At 72.5% G+C, this 15,144-nt stretch carries 17 protein-coding genes and 2 pseudogenes; 8 read left to right on the top strand and 11 right to left on the bottom strand.

The window, feature by feature from the left end:
* The first annotated feature begins 43 nt into the window (after positions 1-43).
* Complete coding sequence (locus tag ACH45E_RS11680) at positions 44-1,984, top strand: ABC transporter ATP-binding protein (protein ID WP_361437140.1); 1,941 nt, start codon at positions 44-46, stop codon at positions 1,982-1,984.
* A gap of 28 nt (positions 1,985-2,012) precedes the next feature.
* On the opposite strand, the gene ACH45E_RS11685 is transcribed toward ACH45E_RS11680, so the two are convergent.
* The 3 genes from ACH45E_RS11685 to ACH45E_RS11695 form a co-directional block, all read right to left on the bottom strand.
* Positions 2,013-2,189 (bottom strand): hypothetical protein, encoded by a 177-nt coding sequence (locus ACH45E_RS11685; RefSeq protein ID WP_361437143.1) that lies wholly within the window; start codon positions 2,187-2,189, stop codon positions 2,013-2,015.
* Positions 2,190-2,291: 102 nt separating this feature from the next.
* The gene (locus ACH45E_RS11690; protein WP_361437145.1) at positions 2,292-4,166 is read right to left on the bottom strand and encodes an FUSC family protein; all 1,875 of its coding nucleotides are present in this window, start codon (positions 4,164-4,166) and stop codon (positions 2,292-2,294) included.
* Between the two features lie 531 nt (positions 4,167-4,697).
* Positions 4,698-5,429: a hypothetical protein gene (locus ACH45E_RS11695; protein WP_361437148.1), complete on the bottom strand. Its 732-nt coding sequence runs from the start codon at positions 5,427-5,429 to the stop codon at positions 4,698-4,700.
* 220 nt (positions 5,430-5,649) lie between these two features.
* Between ACH45E_RS11695 and ACH45E_RS11700 the strand changes: the two genes are divergently transcribed.
* The 4 genes from ACH45E_RS11700 (at position 5,650) to ACH45E_RS11715 (ending at position 7,839) form a co-directional block, all read left to right on the top strand.
* Positions 5,650-6,606 (top strand): expansin EXLX1 family cellulose-binding protein, encoded by a 957-nt coding sequence (locus tag ACH45E_RS11700; protein ID WP_361437151.1) that lies wholly within the window; start codon positions 5,650-5,652, stop codon positions 6,604-6,606.
* Between the two features lie 66 nt (positions 6,607-6,672).
* Positions 6,673-6,942: a hypothetical protein gene (locus tag ACH45E_RS11705; protein ID WP_361437153.1), complete on the top strand. Its 270-nt coding sequence runs from the start codon at positions 6,673-6,675 to the stop codon at positions 6,940-6,942.
* A 40-nt stretch (positions 6,943-6,982) separates the two neighbouring features.
* Entirely contained in the window at positions 6,983-7,384 is a 402-nt protein-coding gene (locus ACH45E_RS11710) for a RidA family protein (protein WP_361437155.1), read from the top strand.
* Positions 7,381-7,839, top strand: a complete 459-nt coding sequence (locus ACH45E_RS11715; protein ID WP_361437157.1) for a GNAT family N-acetyltransferase — start codon at positions 7,381-7,383, stop codon at positions 7,837-7,839. Before ACH45E_RS11710 ends, ACH45E_RS11715 begins: the two co-directional genes overlap by 4 nt.
* On the opposite strand, the pseudogene ACH45E_RS11720 reads toward ACH45E_RS11715, so the two are convergent.
* Positions 7,840-8,313 (bottom strand): annotated as a pseudogene (locus tag ACH45E_RS11720) (aspartate/glutamate racemase family protein); the annotation flags it as partial.
* Here ACH45E_RS11720 and ACH45E_RS11725 point away from each other — a divergent pair.
* Positions 8,301-8,723: pseudogene (locus tag ACH45E_RS11725) on the top strand (GntR family transcriptional regulator); the annotation flags it as partial. The pseudogenes ACH45E_RS11720 and ACH45E_RS11725 overlap by 13 nt on opposite strands.
* Before the next feature lie 7 nt (positions 8,724-8,730).
* Here ACH45E_RS11725 and ACH45E_RS11730 read toward each other — a convergent pair.
* Positions 8,731-9,444, bottom strand: coding sequence for a uracil-DNA glycosylase (locus tag ACH45E_RS11730; RefSeq protein ID WP_361437159.1), 714 nt, complete (start codon positions 9,442-9,444; stop codon positions 8,731-8,733).
* Positions 9,445-9,534: 90 nt separating this feature from the next.
* Between ACH45E_RS11730 and ACH45E_RS11735 the strand changes: the two genes are divergently transcribed.
* A complete protein-coding gene (locus ACH45E_RS11735; protein ID WP_361437161.1) occupies positions 9,535-10,032 on the top strand; it encodes an RNA-binding S4 domain-containing protein in 498 nt (165 codons plus the stop codon).
* Positions 10,033-10,053: 21 nt separating this feature from the next.
* Here ACH45E_RS11735 and ACH45E_RS11740 read toward each other — a convergent pair whose 3' ends face one another.
* From ACH45E_RS11740 to ACH45E_RS11750, 3 genes are all read right to left on the bottom strand, one after another.
* A complete protein-coding gene (locus ACH45E_RS11740; protein WP_361437163.1) occupies positions 10,054-10,536 on the bottom strand; it encodes a DoxX family protein in 483 nt (160 codons plus the stop codon).
* Between the two features lie 66 nt (positions 10,537-10,602).
* Complete coding sequence (locus tag ACH45E_RS11745) at positions 10,603-11,280, bottom strand: class I SAM-dependent methyltransferase (protein WP_361437165.1); 678 nt, start codon at positions 11,278-11,280, stop codon at positions 10,603-10,605.
* A gap of 74 nt (positions 11,281-11,354) precedes the next feature.
* Positions 11,355-12,266, bottom strand: a complete 912-nt coding sequence (locus ACH45E_RS11750) for an acyltransferase domain-containing protein (RefSeq protein WP_361437167.1) — start codon at positions 12,264-12,266, stop codon at positions 11,355-11,357.
* 66 nt (positions 12,267-12,332) lie between these two features.
* Between ACH45E_RS11750 and ACH45E_RS11755 the strand changes: the two genes are divergently transcribed.
* Entirely contained in the window at positions 12,333-12,653 is a 321-nt protein-coding gene (locus ACH45E_RS11755) for a DUF6343 family protein (protein WP_361437169.1), read from the top strand.
* 39 nt (positions 12,654-12,692) lie between these two features.
* Here ACH45E_RS11755 and ACH45E_RS11760 read toward each other — a convergent pair whose 3' ends face one another.
* The 3 genes from ACH45E_RS11760 to ACH45E_RS11770 form a co-directional block, all read right to left on the bottom strand.
* Positions 12,693-13,073 (bottom strand): tetratricopeptide repeat protein, encoded by a 381-nt coding sequence (locus ACH45E_RS11760; RefSeq protein WP_361437171.1) that lies wholly within the window; start codon positions 13,071-13,073, stop codon positions 12,693-12,695.
* 50 nt (positions 13,074-13,123) lie between these two features.
* On the bottom strand, positions 13,124-13,756 hold the full coding sequence (gene coaE / locus ACH45E_RS11765) for a dephospho-CoA kinase (protein ID WP_361437173.1): 633 nt from the start codon (positions 13,754-13,756) through the stop codon (positions 13,124-13,126).
* 409 nt (positions 13,757-14,165) lie between these two features.
* A complete protein-coding gene (locus tag ACH45E_RS11770) occupies positions 14,166-15,104 on the bottom strand; it encodes a PAC2 family protein (RefSeq protein WP_361437175.1) in 939 nt (312 codons plus the stop codon).
* Between the last annotated feature and the right edge of the window lie 40 nt (positions 15,105-15,144).

Genomic DNA, 15,144 nt, shown 5'->3' on the forward strand with positions numbered 1-15,144 from the left:
CTGCCCCGTGGGCCTTCGTCCCCGGGATAGTGGCCGTTCGGTCATGGCTCGGGGGAGGTCGGCTGTGGGTGAGGTGTCCGAGTCGGAGCGGCTGCTGTTCGGGGGGCCGCTGCGTTATGACATGGGGTGGAACCAGCACACGGACGCCTTCCTGGAGTTGGGCTTCCGGGCCATGGTGGCCCGGCTGCCCGGCATGCTCGCGTGCAGCTTCCGGCTGGCCCGGGAGGCCGACCGGAGCGCGGCCCGGAGCGTGCTGGCGGCCGAGGCGGGGCGGGGTGTGGCGCAGGCGGTGAGTCTGCTGGCGGTGAACAGCGTGCTGGGGCGGCTGATCGGCGGCGGCGCGCTGGAGGAGCGGCTGCGCGGCGCCGCACCCGCCCTGGTCGTCATGGCCGGGGTGGCGTTGGTCACCACGCTGCTGGGCGCGGCGTCGACGTACGCGACCGGGCGGCTGGAGCCGAAGGTGGAGCGGGTGGCCACCGAGCTGTACCTGGAGCGGGCCGCGGCCGTGGAGCTGGCCGCGATCGAGGACCATGCCTTTCACAAGCTGCTGGACACCGCTCAGTACGGGGCGTCGTCGGCGCGCCGCATGATCGCGTACGGCACTCGTGTGATCAACGCGATGATCTCGCTGATCGCGGCGGCCGGCGTGCTGACCGTGCTGCACCCGGCTCTGCTCCCGCTGCTGATCACGATGACCCTGCCGAGCGCCTGGGGCGCGCTGACCATCGCCCGGCGGCGCTACGAGTCCTTCCACACCTGGGTGCAGCACGCCCGCGCCGGGCATCTGATCAGCAGCCTGCTCACCGAACCGGAGGCCGCCCCGGAGATCCGCGTGCACGGCGTCGGCCCGTTCCTGCTACGGCACTTCCGGGCGATGTCGGAGAGCGCGGAGGCGGAGCAGGAGCGGCTGTCCCGGCTCGCGGCCCGTACGGGTCTGATCGCGGCGGCGTGGACGGGCCTGGCGACGGTGGCGACGTACGCGACACTCGGCGGGCTGCTGCTGTCCGGCGCGATGGCGCTGTCCGTGGCGGGCACCGCCGTGATCGCGATCCGCACCGGCTCGTCGAGCCTGGACACGCTGGTGCTGGAGATCAACACGCTGCACGAGGAGGCCCTGTTCGTCGGCGACCTGCAGCGGCTGTACACCGAGGCGGCCGAGCGTGCCATCCCGGTCGGCGGGGAGGCCCTGCCCGAGGATCCGCGCGAGATCCGCTTCGAGAACGTCACCTTCCGCTACCCGGGCGAGTCCAGCCGCCCCGCCCTGGACGACGTCACGCTCTCCCTCCCGCTGGGCCGGATCGTGGCACTGGTGGGCGAGAACGGTTCGGGCAAGACGACCCTGGTCAAGCTGCTCGCGGGCCTCTACAAGCCGGACCGGGGCCGGATCCTGTGGGACGGCGTGGACGCGGCGCGGGCCGACCGGCGCCAACTGGCCGAGCGCATCGCGATGGTCGCGCAGGACTTCAAGCGCTGGCCCTTCACGGCCAGGGTCAACGTCGCCGTCGGCCGTTCCTCCGCGCCCCTCACCGAGGAACGCCTGGCCGACGCCGTCGAGGACGCCGGCGCGCAGGAGGTGGTCGCGGACCTGCCCCGCGGCCTGGACACCCTGCTGGCCCGCAACTTCAGCGGCGGGCACGAGCTGTCCGGCGGCCAGTGGCAGCGGCTGGGCATCGCCAGGGCCGCGTACCGGCGCGGCCGGATCCTGATCGTGGACGAGCCGACCGCGGCCCTGGACGCCCGGGCCGAGCTGGAGGTCTTCGAGCGGATCCGCGCGCTGGCGGGCAGCGGCCAGACCGTCGTACTGATCACCCACCGGCTGGCGTCGGTGCGCCACGCCGACGTGGTGCACGTCCTCGACCAGGGCCGGCTCGTGGAGTCGGGCGCCCCGGACGAGCTGCTGGCCACCGGCGGCCTCTACGCGGAGCTGTACGCGCTCCAGGCGGAACAGTTCACGGCGAAGCTGCCTGCCCCGAAACCGGGCTGAACCCGCTCGTTCGCCGCTCGCTCGCCGCTCATTCGGCGCCGTCGGCACCCCGGACGATCACCAGGAACGTGTCGGTCGCGAGATCCATGACGACCTCCGCGGGCAGCCCTTCGAGACGCCGCGCGTGCGCGAACTCCTCGGCCGGCCACGATCCGCGCGGACCACCGGCGGGAAAGCGTTCGAGCACCGTTCGCCCGTTCACCATCCTCCACCTCCAGAAATGCGTCGTACTCCGTAAAGGAGTTAACGCTCTGGAAAGGGAAAAGGGCTCGGTCGGTGACGGGACTGAGACATTGTTGACACCTGTTCACTGCGGTAGGTGAGAGTCCGTGCACTTTGCGGCATCGAAAACACCGAACGTGTTGGATTCGGCACTCACCGCACGATCGCCGACGAGTTCCGTGAGGATCCGGGTCTGCTCCGGGGTCAGGTGACCGGTCTCGTCGAGATGCACGGCGCTCGCCGTGGTCGTGTCGACGAGCCGTTCGAGGACGGCGGCGACGCTGTCCGTGCCCTCCGTGTGACGGGCGAGGGCGGGCAGCTCGGCCGCCGAGAGGGCGATGGCGGTGCGTGCCTCGGCGAGTGTGCGGTAGGCCTCGCGGCGCAGGTCCCACCGTTCGGCGTGGTCGTCGGACTCGCTGAGCACATGGGCGAGGTAGGCGTGCGCGGCGTGTTCGGCCGTCGCGAGCCGCTGCCGTACGCCCGCGCCGCGCGCCCCCGGCATCGGCAGGTGCCCGACGATCAGCACCAGGGCGCAGGCCAGCAGCGTCTCGCCGATCCGCCCCGCGGAGGCCTGCGGTTCCCCGCCGACCATGACGAGGGCGAGCACGAGCAGGGTGATGACGGCGGTCTGGGCGGCGAAGTGCCGGGCGGCGACGGGGATGAGAGCCCCGCAGACGGTCACGAGCGCGACGAGTCCCTCGGGCCGGGGCAGTACGGCGGCGAACCCGGCGAAGACAAGGGCGCCCAGCACGGTTCCCGCGGCCCGGGACAGCACCCTGGACGCGAGCGGCCCGAGGTCGGGCTTGACGAGCCACACGGCCGTGACCGGCAGCCAGTACCAGTGTTCGTGCCCGTACCAGCGGGCGTGGTGGAGGGCCTGGGCGATGGCCACGCTGGCTCCGAAGCTGAGGGCGACCCTCAGGGCGTACTCCCGTCCACCGCTCCCGAGGGCGGCGCGGAGCAGGTCCCGCGCGGTGCGGCGGCGGGTGTACAGCCGCTGCTCCGCGTCCTCGGCCCGGTCGAAGGTCTCGGCGGCCCGCAGCAGGGCGTCATCGAGGGCGCGCAGCGCGGGAGCGGACCGGTGGGGCGCGGGCAGCGGGCCGGTGGCGCTGTTGTCGCGTACGGCGCCGCCGAGCCGCCGGGGCCCCTCCGAGGCACGCTCGCCGACGGCCTCCCCGCCCCACGCGAGGGCGGTCGCGGCCTCGGCGAGGGGCAGCGCGGCGGTGTACTGGGCGTGCAGCCGGCGCTCGGTCGCCGAGCTGGCGTGGCGTCGCAGCCGGGGCCCGGCGAGGGCGTCCTGCGCGTGGTCGAGGGCGGCGGTCAGCGCGGCCCGGCGGGCCAGGGCGGCGTCGGTCCCCACCGCGTCGAGCAGCTCGGCGATCGCGTCGTACACCCCGGCGACGGCGTCCCGCTCCCCGTCGAAGCGGAAGTCACCGGCGAGGGAGCCGGGCGTGGGCAGCGCCAGCCGCAGCGCGAGCAGCCAGCCCGCTCCGGCGAGCCAGGCGAGGGCCCGCAGCCAGCCCGGTTCGGGCAGTGGCATCCCGGCGCCGATGGCGGCGCCGACCAGCAGCTGCGAACCGGCGGCGCTGGCCGCGGGCCCGACGGCGACCGCGCCGCCCGCGACCAGGCCGAGCCCGGTGAGCAGCAGCGTCAGCGGTACGGCTGCCAGGTGCTGCCCGCTGTACGTCCCCGCCAGCAGCCCCGCCGACCCGGCCAGCGCGGGCACCCCGATCCGCTTGACCGAGGCGCGTCGGCTGCCCGGCCGGTCGTTGGTCCCGGCCAGCATGGCGGCGATGGCGGCGACGATGCCGAGGGAGACACGGTCGGTGAGCACGGCGACGAGGAGCAGCGGACCGGCGGACAGCGCACCCCTCGTGACCGCGCTCCAGGGGACGGGTCCCCGCTGGGCGCGGAAGGCGTGGGCGAGCCACGGAGGCAGGGCGAGGGAGACGCGGGTCACTGGGCTCCTGTGCGGACGAGGGCGGGGGTGTGCCTTCGGGCGACGGTGGCCGGGGCTGCTCGGTACTGCAACCCTAATCGTGTTCCCGTGCGGGACGGGGCGTATGTGTTTCGGCGGTGTGACGGATGGCCGGGGAGCCGTGTTCTTTATGAACGCAATTCCGTGGGCCGCGCGCACAGGTAAGCGGACCCGGGGGCGTAGCCTGCCCCCGGGTCCTGAAAGGCCGCCCATATCGGCACGCCGGCACGCTTGAGAGTCCAGGTCAGTCGTTATGTCGCCGCGTCCTGCCTTTGGACCACCGCGCATCGAGCTGCGCGGGCTGGACTTGAACCAGCATTTCGACGTGCTGGGGCCTGGGCCCGGTCGATCCGGCGATCGGCGGCGAATGCTGAGTCTGGAGCGAGAGTCTGAGATTGAACGCGGTCCGGCCCTGAATTCTTTGGCGGGTACGGCCGCTCATCACGACAAGCCTCAGCTTCAGCTTGCGCTCCTCGCGCACCCCGGCCACGGAGGGCCGGGGAGTCTCTGAGATTACCCGAACAGGTAACCGAACACGGCGTCTCCGGTCCGCTGGTCGACGACCTCCACGCCGTTCGCCTCCTCCCGGGCGAACTTCACGGCCTGCTGGAGCTTCTCGACGCGGTCGAGTATCTCGTTCACGCGCCGGGCGGGGAGGGCGCCGGAGAACTTCACGGTGGTCCAGTACCCGACCGGCACGTCCTCGTAGTACACCTCGACCTGCGCCGGGTGCTTGTCCGTCGCCTCCGCCTTCACGTGGTTGCGCGGCACCTTCTTGGTGCGCAGCGTCCGCACGGGCTCGGTCTTCCACGCGTCCGTGGACGGGTCCTGCACCCAGGACTCGGAGGCGTCGAGGACGGGCAGCTTCCGCACGAAGGTGTTGAGGTCCACGAGCTGCTTCTCGAGGAACAGCAGGTAGGCCACCGGCACGTCGGCGAGCAGCACCCGCCCGTCCACCTTCACGTCCGCGCGGGCGGCGCAGTTGGCCCAGTCCTTGGTGGCGGTCACGTCGAACAGCCGGGTGAGTGTCGCCGCCGTCTGCCGCAGCACGTCCTCGGCCTGCACCTGCACCCGCGTCGACTCGGGCGGCAACTGCTCGCCCTCCTCGTCCTTCGGCTGGTACGTCCGCGAGATACCGGCGAGCAGGGCAGGCTTCTGCAGGCCGTGGTGTGCGGCCGTCAGGTCCTGATGGGCCTTGGACTTGACGCCCTTCTCGACTGCGATGATCTGATTGAGTTTCGCCACGGACAGGACGGTAGCAGCGGTAACAGCGCTCTCTCGAAGGGTTATTCGAACGGTTGGGAACTCTCCCCGTCCGTCTGGGCCCGCTTTCTCCGCCACGTGCCCAGGCGGCCCTGAGGACCGGATCCCCGGCAACCTTTTCCGCCCCTGCGACCACTGGTGAGTCAAAGGCACACGTTCACGCGTACCCGTGTGCGGACCCGAAGGACTCAAAGGACTCACCGTGGCATCCTCCTCCCATCGCCGCTCCGTCCCCAGGCGACGCACAGCCCTGGTCTCCGCCGTCGCCGTGGCAGCCGTGGGACTTCTCGTATCCCTGGTGATGGTGCTCCGCCCCGACGGCAGTGCGCACACCGTGGCAGCCGCGGCCACACCCGCCGCGAGCACCCGGCAGACGAGCGTCCCGCCCACGACGCCGACACCGTCTCCGAAGCCGTCCACGGCGTCCCCGACGCCGAAGCCCACCAAGACCACCCCGAAGCCGACCAAGGCACACACCTCATCGGCGCGGCCCTCGCCCGCCCACACTCCCGTGACCAACGCACGGCCGGCCTCCGGGGCAGCCCCGCTGGCGGGACGGATCAAGCCAGGGGTCACCTACACCGGGGTCGCCACCCACTACGACGCGGCGGACGGCAACGGCGCCTGCACGTACGGCCCGACCTCCGACCTGATGATCGTGGCGATGAACCACACCGACTACGAGGCGTCCAAGGCGTGCGGGGCGTACATCAGCGTCCGCGCGGGCGGCGCCTCCGTCACGGTGCGGGTCACCAACGAATGCCCCGAGTGCGCACCCGGGGCGCTCGACCTCAGCGAGCAGGCCTTCGCGAAGCTCGCCGCCCTCAACGCCGGCCGCATCCCGGTCACCTGGAGCCTGCTGAGCCCCAGCACCTCCGACACGGTCTCGATCCGCTACAAGACCGGCTCCAGTGCCAACTGGTGCGGCATCCAGGCGATCGGCCACCGCAACCCGCTGGCCCGCCTCGAGGTCAGCACGGGCAGCGGCTGGCGCCAACTGACCCGCGAGACCTACAACTACTTCCTCTCCGAGAGCGGCACCGGCTGCGGCGGCGCGCTCCGGCTCACCGACATTTACGGGGAGCAGTTGACGGTCAGCGGGATAGCGATCCGCCCGGACGCCGTGCAGGCGACCCGGGTCCAGTTCGCCCGGCACTGACACCACGACACTCCGAGGACGGTGGGGCGCTCCGGGTCGAGGTCGGTGCCGACGGGCGCGGGACCGATGTCCACTGGCGGGGAGGAACTGCGGCCCCGGATCGCCGCCATCGACACGGTCATGGACGGGCTCGTCCGCTCCGGCCCCGAACAGGACCGGGAGCACCTGGAGTGGCCGGCCGAGCGGCGCAGCACCGGCGACCTGCTGCGCGAACTGGGCCAGGTCGGCGCGCACGGCGCGCTCGCCGTCTTCTGGCACGGGGCGCCCAGCCGCTTCCTCGAACCGCTGTTCACCGCCTGGAAATTGGGATGCGGCGACGGGCGGTCGTTCGGATGATCGGATGGTTGTCCGTCATTCGAACCCAGGAGCCCCGCCCATGATCCGGCGCGTCACCGCCCCCGGTCTCTTCCCGCCCCCCACCTACTCCCACGCCACCGTCGTAGAGGCCGGCACGAAGCTCGCGTTCCTGGCGGGCTCGGTGCCTCTGGACGAGGAGGGGGAGGTCGTCGGGCCGGGAGATCCCGTGCGGCAGGCGGAGCAGGTGATCCGCAATCTGCGGGAGCAACTGGCCGCGGTGGGAAGCGACCTGGCCCACGTCGTGTCGACGGACGTGTACGTGGTGAGCGGTGAACCGTCGGTGCTGTCCGCCGTGTGGGAGGTGGTGGAGGCCTCCGGGCTCAGTGCGGGGCCGCACTCGTCGACGCTGATCGGCGTGGCGTGCCTCGGGTACACCGGGCAGCTCGTGGAGATCACGGCCACGGCTGTGGTGCCCGAATGAGTGCCGGGGAAGAGAGCGTCCTGCGCAGGGCGGTCGATGCCGACTCCGCCGCCGCGGCCGACGTCTGGCTGCGGTCCTTCGCCGCCGCGCTGCCCACGGTCGTCCGGCCGCTCTCCGATGACGAGGTGCGCCGGTACTTCCGGGATGTCCTGGTGCCGCGGCGGGAGACCTGGGTGGCCGAGGCGGCGGGCGCGGTCGTCGGGGTGATGGTGCTCCACGGCGAGACGCTGTCCCAGCTCTACCTTGCCCCGGAGTGGCGCGGGCGGGGTGTCGGGGACCGGTTCGTCGCGCTGGCCAAGGAGCGCGCCCCGCAGGGGCTCACCCTGTGGACCTTCCAGGTCAACAAGCCCGCCCACCGTTTCTACGAGCGGCACGGGTTCGTCGCGGTGGAGTTCACGGACGGCAGCGGGAACGAGGAGCGGGAGCCGGACGTTCGTTATGAGTGGCGGCCGTGATCAGGCGGACGGGCGGCCCCACAGTCTCCGCTTGGGGAGGGGCTTTTCGTAGGTGCCCGTCCGGCTCGTCGTGAGGCCCAGCGAGACCAGGGACTCGGCCAGCTTCACCGCCGCGCCGACCCCGTCGACGACCGGTAGCCCGAGCTTCTCTCCCAGCGCCCGCTGCAAGCCCGTCATCCCGGCACAGCCGAGCACCAGTACCTCCGCGCCTGCCTCGCGGGCCCGCTCGGCCGCCGCCAGGAAGGCGGTCTCCGTGCGTTCGTCGTCGTCGCCGAGGTGGAGGACTCCCAGTCCGGTGCCGACGACGGCGGCGCAGTTGCGTGCCACCCCGGCGGTCTCCAGGCTGTCCTGGATCTGCCCGCACGAGCGCTCGAGGGTGGTGACCACGCCGTACCGCCGCCCGAGGAGACACGCCAGGTGGGCCGCGGCCTCCGTGATGTCGACGACCGGTACGTCCACCAGTTCCCGAACTCTTCGAGCTGCGCGAGGCCCTGGAGGTGTACGCGGCCGGGCTCGCCGCGTCACGGGCGACCACCCAGGCGCTGGCGGAGCTGCGCGAGCTGCTGGCCCAGTCGGCCACGGCCACCGAGACGGGGGACGCCGAGACGATCACCGACGTCAACACCCGCTTCCACGACCGCATCCGGGCCCTGGCGGGCAACAGCCTGCTGATCTCGGTCATGGAACCGGTCGACGGCCGCCTGCGCTGGCTGACCCGGCAGAACGAGGAGTGGCCCCAACTGCTCATGGAGCACCGCGAGCTGTACGAGGCGATCGCCTCCGGCGACCCGGACCGCGCCCGCGCCCACGCGCTCCGCCACGTCCAGGCCAACTACCGGTCCACGGTGCGGCACCTCTTCGGCGAGGCCGCCGACGCCGGGTGACACCGGGTCAGGCCGGCAGCCCGGCCGTTTCCGCCGCAGTGCGGAGTACCTCGCGCAGCATCTCGGGGGTGAGCCGGCCGGTGAAGGTGTTGCGCTGGCTGACGTGGAAGCAGCCGAAGACGTCGAGGCCGTCCGGGCCTTCCAGGCCGTCGAGCGCCACGCGGGTGCCGTGGGCGAAGGCCGGGCGGGGGCGGGGGACGTTCCAGCCCGCCTCGGCGAACGCGGGCAGCGCGGCCTGCCACCCGAAGGCGCCGAGCACCACGGCGGCCCGCAGCGTCGGCCGCAGCAGCCGCAGCTCCTGCACCAGCCAGGGCCGGCACGTGTCCCGTTCCCCCGGGGTCGGTTTGTTGGCGGGCGGGGCGCAGTGCACGGGCGAGGTGACGCGGACGCCGTACAGTTCGAGTCCGTCGTCGGCGCGCACGGAGGTGGGCTGCGAGGCCAGTCCCACGTCGTACAGCGCCTGGTACAGCACGTCCCCGGAGCGGTCACCGGTGAACATGCGGCCGGTGCGGTTGCCGCCGTGCGCGGCGGGGGCGAGGCCGATGATCAGCAGCCGGGCGTCGGGCGGCCCGAAGCCGGGCACCGGCCGCCCCCAGTACGTCCAGTCGGCGAAGGCGGCCCGCTTGGTCCGGGCGACCTCCTCCCGCCAGGCGACCAGCCGGGGGCAGGCCCGGCACTCCGCGACGCGGCCGTCGAGCCGTGCAAGGCCGCTGGTAGTCATGCCTCCACCGTAGGGGCTGCGCCGGGACCGGTTCCTCCGGGAGGAAAATCGGGTCCGGTTCCCCCGCCCCGGCGAGCTAAGGTCGGGAGCATGGCTTCCCAGGATGCGGACGAGGACACCACCCGCGACACCGTCGACCCGAAGGTCGCCGCCGCCGTGGCCGCGGCCGAGGCGGCCGGTCCCGCGGGCGGTGAGACCGTGCGCATCGACAGCTGGATCTGGGCCGTCCGGCTGATCAAGACCCGCTCCCTCGGGGCCACCGCCTGCCGTGGCGGACACGTCCATGTGAACGGCGAACGCGTCAAGCCCGCGTACTCCGTGCGCGTCGGCGACGAGGTGCGGCTGCGGCACGAGAGCCGGGAACGGGTCGTGATCGTCAAGCGCCTGATCCGCAAGCGGGTCGGCGCCCCCGTGGCCCAGCAGTGCTACATCGACAACTCCCCGCCGCCCCCGCCCCGCGAGGCCGTGGCCCCCGCTGGTCTCCGCGACCCCGGCGCCGGCCGCCCCACCAAGCGCGACCGCCGCGAACTGGAGCGCCTGCGGGCGCTGAACGGGCTCAGGGGGCGCACCGGGCCCGGGGGACAGTGACGTCACGGTCACGCTCGTCCGTCACCGGGTCGGCCGCAGCAGCCGCAGCAGCTGCGCGTTGTGCCCGCGCCGGGCCCAGGCGATCAGGGCCAGCGGCACGATCAGGATCAGCGGTGTCGCGGCGTACTGACCGTCGAAGACAGTGAGCTGGACGATGAAGGCACCCACCATCAGCGCGCTCAGCGCCATCGCCGCCAGGGACTGGAGCGCCGGGACCAGCAGGGCCACGGCCCCCGCGAGTTCCAGCGCACCAATCGTGTACATGCCCGCGCTGCCCCAGCCGATCTTGTCGAAGGACTCGACGGCCGACGGGTGGGCGATCAGCTTGGGCAGCGCGCTCGCGATCCCGTAGAAGAGGGCGAGCAGCACCTGCACCGTGCGCAGGGTGACGCGGGCGATCTGTGGACGGCGACCGCGGGCCGGCGCGGAGGCGGCTGGGCTGACGGAGGCGCGGCCGACGGTGGCGGGGCTGACGTAGGTGGCAGGGGCGGTGGTCTCGGCCATGGGGTTCTCCTGGGTGGCGCGGTCTCGGTTGCTGTCACCGATGTAGACCCGCCCTTGGCCGAAAACTCATCGGCGCACCGCTCTCACCCACACCCGGTCCGGGGTCAGGTACTCGTCCACCTCCAGTCCCGCTTCCGCCAGCGCCTCCTCGAACTGCTCCTTCGACAGTGGCCGGCTCAAGAACGTCTGTGTCCACACCGCGTCGGGGAACACATACTCGGCGCGGACCGAGTTCACCCCGTCGCCGACCGGCTCCGCCGACACTATCCGCGTCGTGAAGCCGGTGGGGTCCACCCGCTCGCGCGGCAGTTCGGTGTGGTAGTTCCCTCCTTCCCGCTGGATCAGCACGCAGCCGCCCTCCGCCACGTGCCGGGCGCAGGTGCGCAGCAGTCCCCGGCGGACCTCGACGTCCCCGGCGTGGACCAGGAACGACGCGAGCATCACCACGTCGAACTTCTCGCCCAGGTCGAGGTCCTCGATCGGACTGCATATCGTGCGCGCCCCGCGGACGCGCTCGAGCATCTCGGCGGACTCGTCCACCGCCGTGACCGTTAACCCGCGTTCCAGCAGTGAGTGGGTCACGCGGCCCACTCCGCTGCCCAGTTCCAGGATGTGTGCCCCGGCGGGGACCGCCGCCGCGATGATGTCGGGTTCGTCGCGCACCGGAAGCCGCGAGTACAACTCCACCGCGCAGCCGTCCGGGGTGATCGCACCGGGTCCGGTTCCGTCGTATCCCTCACGCATTTCGACCTTCATGCCCGGACAACGGCCGGTGCCCGCACGGCCGTTCCCGCACGGCCCTTGTTCACTCGTTCGAGTTATTCGGGCCGCAACGGGAACCAGCCGTCCCCGATGTACCAGTGCCCTCCGGCCCGCAGGTGATCGCCGACCGCCCGTTCCACGGAGGTCCGGCGCGGCAACTCCCCCACCGGCAGGTCCGGGTCGCCGAAGACGAACCGGACGGGCTCCTGGTCGGCCGGTTCCGTGTCCTCGCGGGCGAGGCGGAACCGCTCCTGGAAGCGGACGATGTTGGACTGCGCGGGCAGGTACCGCCTCAACTGCGGGTCGAGCAGCCAGGAATGGCACACCGCGGTCGAGTACGGCTCCTCGGGAAAATGCAGGGCGAAGAACTTCCGCGCCAGCGCCACGGAGCGGTCACAGGCCGCCGGGGTCAACGGACCGTGGAAGTCGGGTATGTGGACGGCGAGGCAGGGATCGCCCGGTGCCGCCGGCAGCCCGGCCGCCGCCAGCCCCGGTGCGGCACGCTCCGCGAGCGCCGCCCGCTCGAACTGAAGGCGCCCCAGCTGGTACAGCTCACCGCGGAAGTGATGGGCCAGCCAGCGCGGGGACTGCACACCGGCCGTGCCGTGCCGTCTGCGGTGCGCGGCGAGATTTCGGCCGAGGTCGGCGAGGGTGCGGCGGGAGACATCGGCGGTGATGCCGCGCTCGCGGTGGTAAGCGCGCGCGTGCGGCACCGCGGCGAGGAAGACGTACACGGCGAAGTGCCGGGCCAGGGCGGCCGGGGCGGCGGCGATCCGCTCGTCGATGTCCGGCGTCCTGCCGATTTCCCCGATGTCCTGGACCAGCTCCTCCACGCACTCCGCCAGAAGTCGCAGCACGCCCGGGTCGCCCGTCACCGTGCTCCGCAGTCCGACCAGTTCGTTGATGTCCTCGTGCGGTACGGCGAGGTCGAGAAGCAGCTCGGGCAGGTCGTCGGCGTCCGGCAGCACGGTGCGGTCCCCCTTGGGTGAACGTCCTCGTCGAAGGGTACGTGAGAGGCAGGAGCGTGAACGGTGATGCGTACGGGCAGTGAGCCGGCGACCGCGCGCAGTGCGCTGCGGGCGCGGTTGTGGCTGAGCGTGTGGGGTATGGCCTGGGCGATCTTCGGCACGGCGGTGTTCACGCTCGCCGGGCGTTCCGGGTGGGCGGCGGCGTGCGGGGTGCTGTGGCTGGTGACCGCCGTCGACATGACCTTGATCGTCCGGCACATCCGGCAGGGCCCGCACTACCAGCCGGGCCGGGACGTCCCGCCGTACCGTCCGGTGGACGACCCCCCGGTCTACCGCAGGCCACGGCGCCGACCGCCGCTCCGGCCGCCGCGGCACCGGCATCCGTGACCGGCGGTCGGGGGTCGCAGCGGTCAGGAGTCGAAGCGGTCAGGAGTCGAAGCGCGCCGCCTTCAGATACTGCGGGTTGGGGTCCAGCGCGGCCGCCAGCCGGAAGTGGCGCGTGGCCTGGTCGTGCCGTCCCTGGCGTTCATAGGTGCGGGCGAGGGCGAAGTGCGCGAAGGCGTTGTCCGGCTCGCGCTCCAGGACGATGGTGAATTCGAGCTCCGCGGGCCGCAGTTGCGCGGCGGCGAAGAAGGCACGCGCGCGCAGCAGCCGCGCGGCCGTGTTCTCCGGGTGCGCGGCGATGACTCCGTCGAGCAGCTTCACCGCGCCCCGCGGGTCCCGTGCGTTGAGCAACTGCTCGGCGGCACGGAAGTCGATGACATGGGTCTCCGGAGTACGTCCGGTGGAACCGCTGATCTCGGGCACGGCACAGTCCTTCCCTCACTGGAAGGGTTCAACGCCCGGATCGGAGGCCGCTATTCCTGGGGCGGCGCCGGGGCGCCCCCTCGCGGGGCGTGTGCTCTGCGCGCCAGGTCGTCCCACACTTCGCGGACCCGCTGCCGCAGTGCCTGCAGCGGTACGTCGTTGTCGATGACGATGTCCGCGATCTCCAGGCGCTTCTCGCGGGTCGCCTGTGCGGCCATGCGCGCGCGTGCGTCCTCCTCGCTCATGCCCCGCAGCCGGACCAGCCGGTCGAGCTGGGTCTCAGGGGTGGCGTCGACGACGACCACGAGGTCGTACAGCGGAGCGAGGGCGTTCTCCGCGAGGAGGGGGACGTCGTGGACGACGACGGCGTCCTCGGCCGCCGCGTTCTCCAGTTCGCGGGAGCGGGCGCCCACCAGGGGGTGCACGATCGAGTTGAGCCGGGCCAGCTTCTCCGGGTCGGCGAAGACGATCGAGCCGAGCTTCGGCCGGTCCAGGCTGCCGTCCTCGGCGAGCACCTGGTCGCCGAAGGCCTCCGCGACGGCCGCCAGCCCTTCGGTGCCGGGCGCCACGACCTCGCGCGCGATGCGGTCCGCGTCGATCAGCACGGCTCCGTGCTCCACGAGCAGCCGCGACACCTCGCTCTTGCCGGCGCCGATGCCACCGGTCAGGCCCACTGTCAGCATGAGCGGAAGCTTAGGGCCTGTCCGGCGGATCGGCTGAGGAGGGCGGGCCGAGCACCGCGGCCGCGGCAGAGTCCGCCGGACAGGTTCGGGGCCTGCCGCCCCACCGTCAGGATGAGCGCAGCCCAGGGACCGGCCGGCGGATCGGCTGGGGAGGGCGGGGCGGACAGCACGGGTGCGGTGGAGACCGCCGGACAGGTTCGGGGCCTGCCACCCCGCTGTCAGAGTGAGCGCAGCCCAGGGACCGGCCGGCGGATCGGCTGAGGAGGGCGGGGCGAGCGCCGCGGCTGCGGCGGAGTCCGCCGAACGGGTTGGGAGCCTGCCGCCCTGCTGTCAGGGTGAGCGCACGGCTGAGGAAGGCGGGCCGAGCACCGCGGCTGCGGCATGAGCCGCCGGGCACAGCGGCTGGGTGTCAGTTGTCGCCCTCGCGTTCCGCCAGGAAGCGTTCGAACTCGAGGCCGATCTCGTCCGCGGACGGGATGTCGGCCGGTTCGGCGAGCATGTTGCCTCGGGTTTCGGCGCCCGCCGCGGCGTCGTACTGGTGCTCGAGGCCCTGGACGAGGGCGGTGAGCTCCTCGTCGCCCTCGCGGATCTGGCGGTCGATCTCGGTCTGGGTCCGGTGGGCGTCCGTGCGCAGGGAGTGCGCGATTCCGGGGAGGACCAGGCCGGTCGCGGCCGTGATGGCCTCCAGGACGGTCAGCGCGGCGTCCGGATACGGGGAGCGCGCGATGTAGTGCGGGACGTGCGCGGCGACGCCCAGGACGTCGTGGCCCGCCTCCATGAGGCGGTACTCGATGAGCGACTCGGCGCTGCCGGGCACCTGGGCCTCGTCGAAGGGGCTGCGGTGTCCCGGGACGAGGTCGGTGCGGTTGCCGTGCGGGGTGAGGCCGACGGGCCGCGTGTGCGGGACGCCCATGGGGATGCCGTGGAAGTTCACGGACACGCGGACGCCGAGGCGCTCCACGATCTGCCGTACGGCCGCGGCGAACCGCTCCCACTCCACGTCCGGCTCCGGACCCGACAGCAGCAGGAAGGGCGCACCGGTGGTGTCCTGGACGAGCCGGACCTCGATGGCGGGTTCCTCGTACTCGGTCCAGCGGTCGCGCTTGAACGTCAGCAGCGGGCGGCGCGCGCGGTAGTCCACGAGCCGGTCGTGATCGAAGCGGGCGACCAGCTGGTGGGGCAGCGAGTCGAGGAGCCGGTCGACGATCTGGTCGCCCGTGTCCCCCGCGTCGATGTATCCATCGAAGTGGTAGAGCATGACAAGACCGGCCGACTCCTGGGCCAGCGCCATGTCGACGACGGCCAGCCCCTTCGGCTCCCACGCGTACAAACCCTGCGGATCAAGCACAGTGACCGCCCCTCCTCGTGTTCATAGAGCACAACGCGCC

Origin of the sequence: Streptomyces sp. NPDC020299 (genome assembly GCF_044387825.1) — a bacterium.
Lineage (GTDB): Bacteria > Actinomycetota > Actinomycetes > Streptomycetales > Streptomycetaceae > Streptomyces.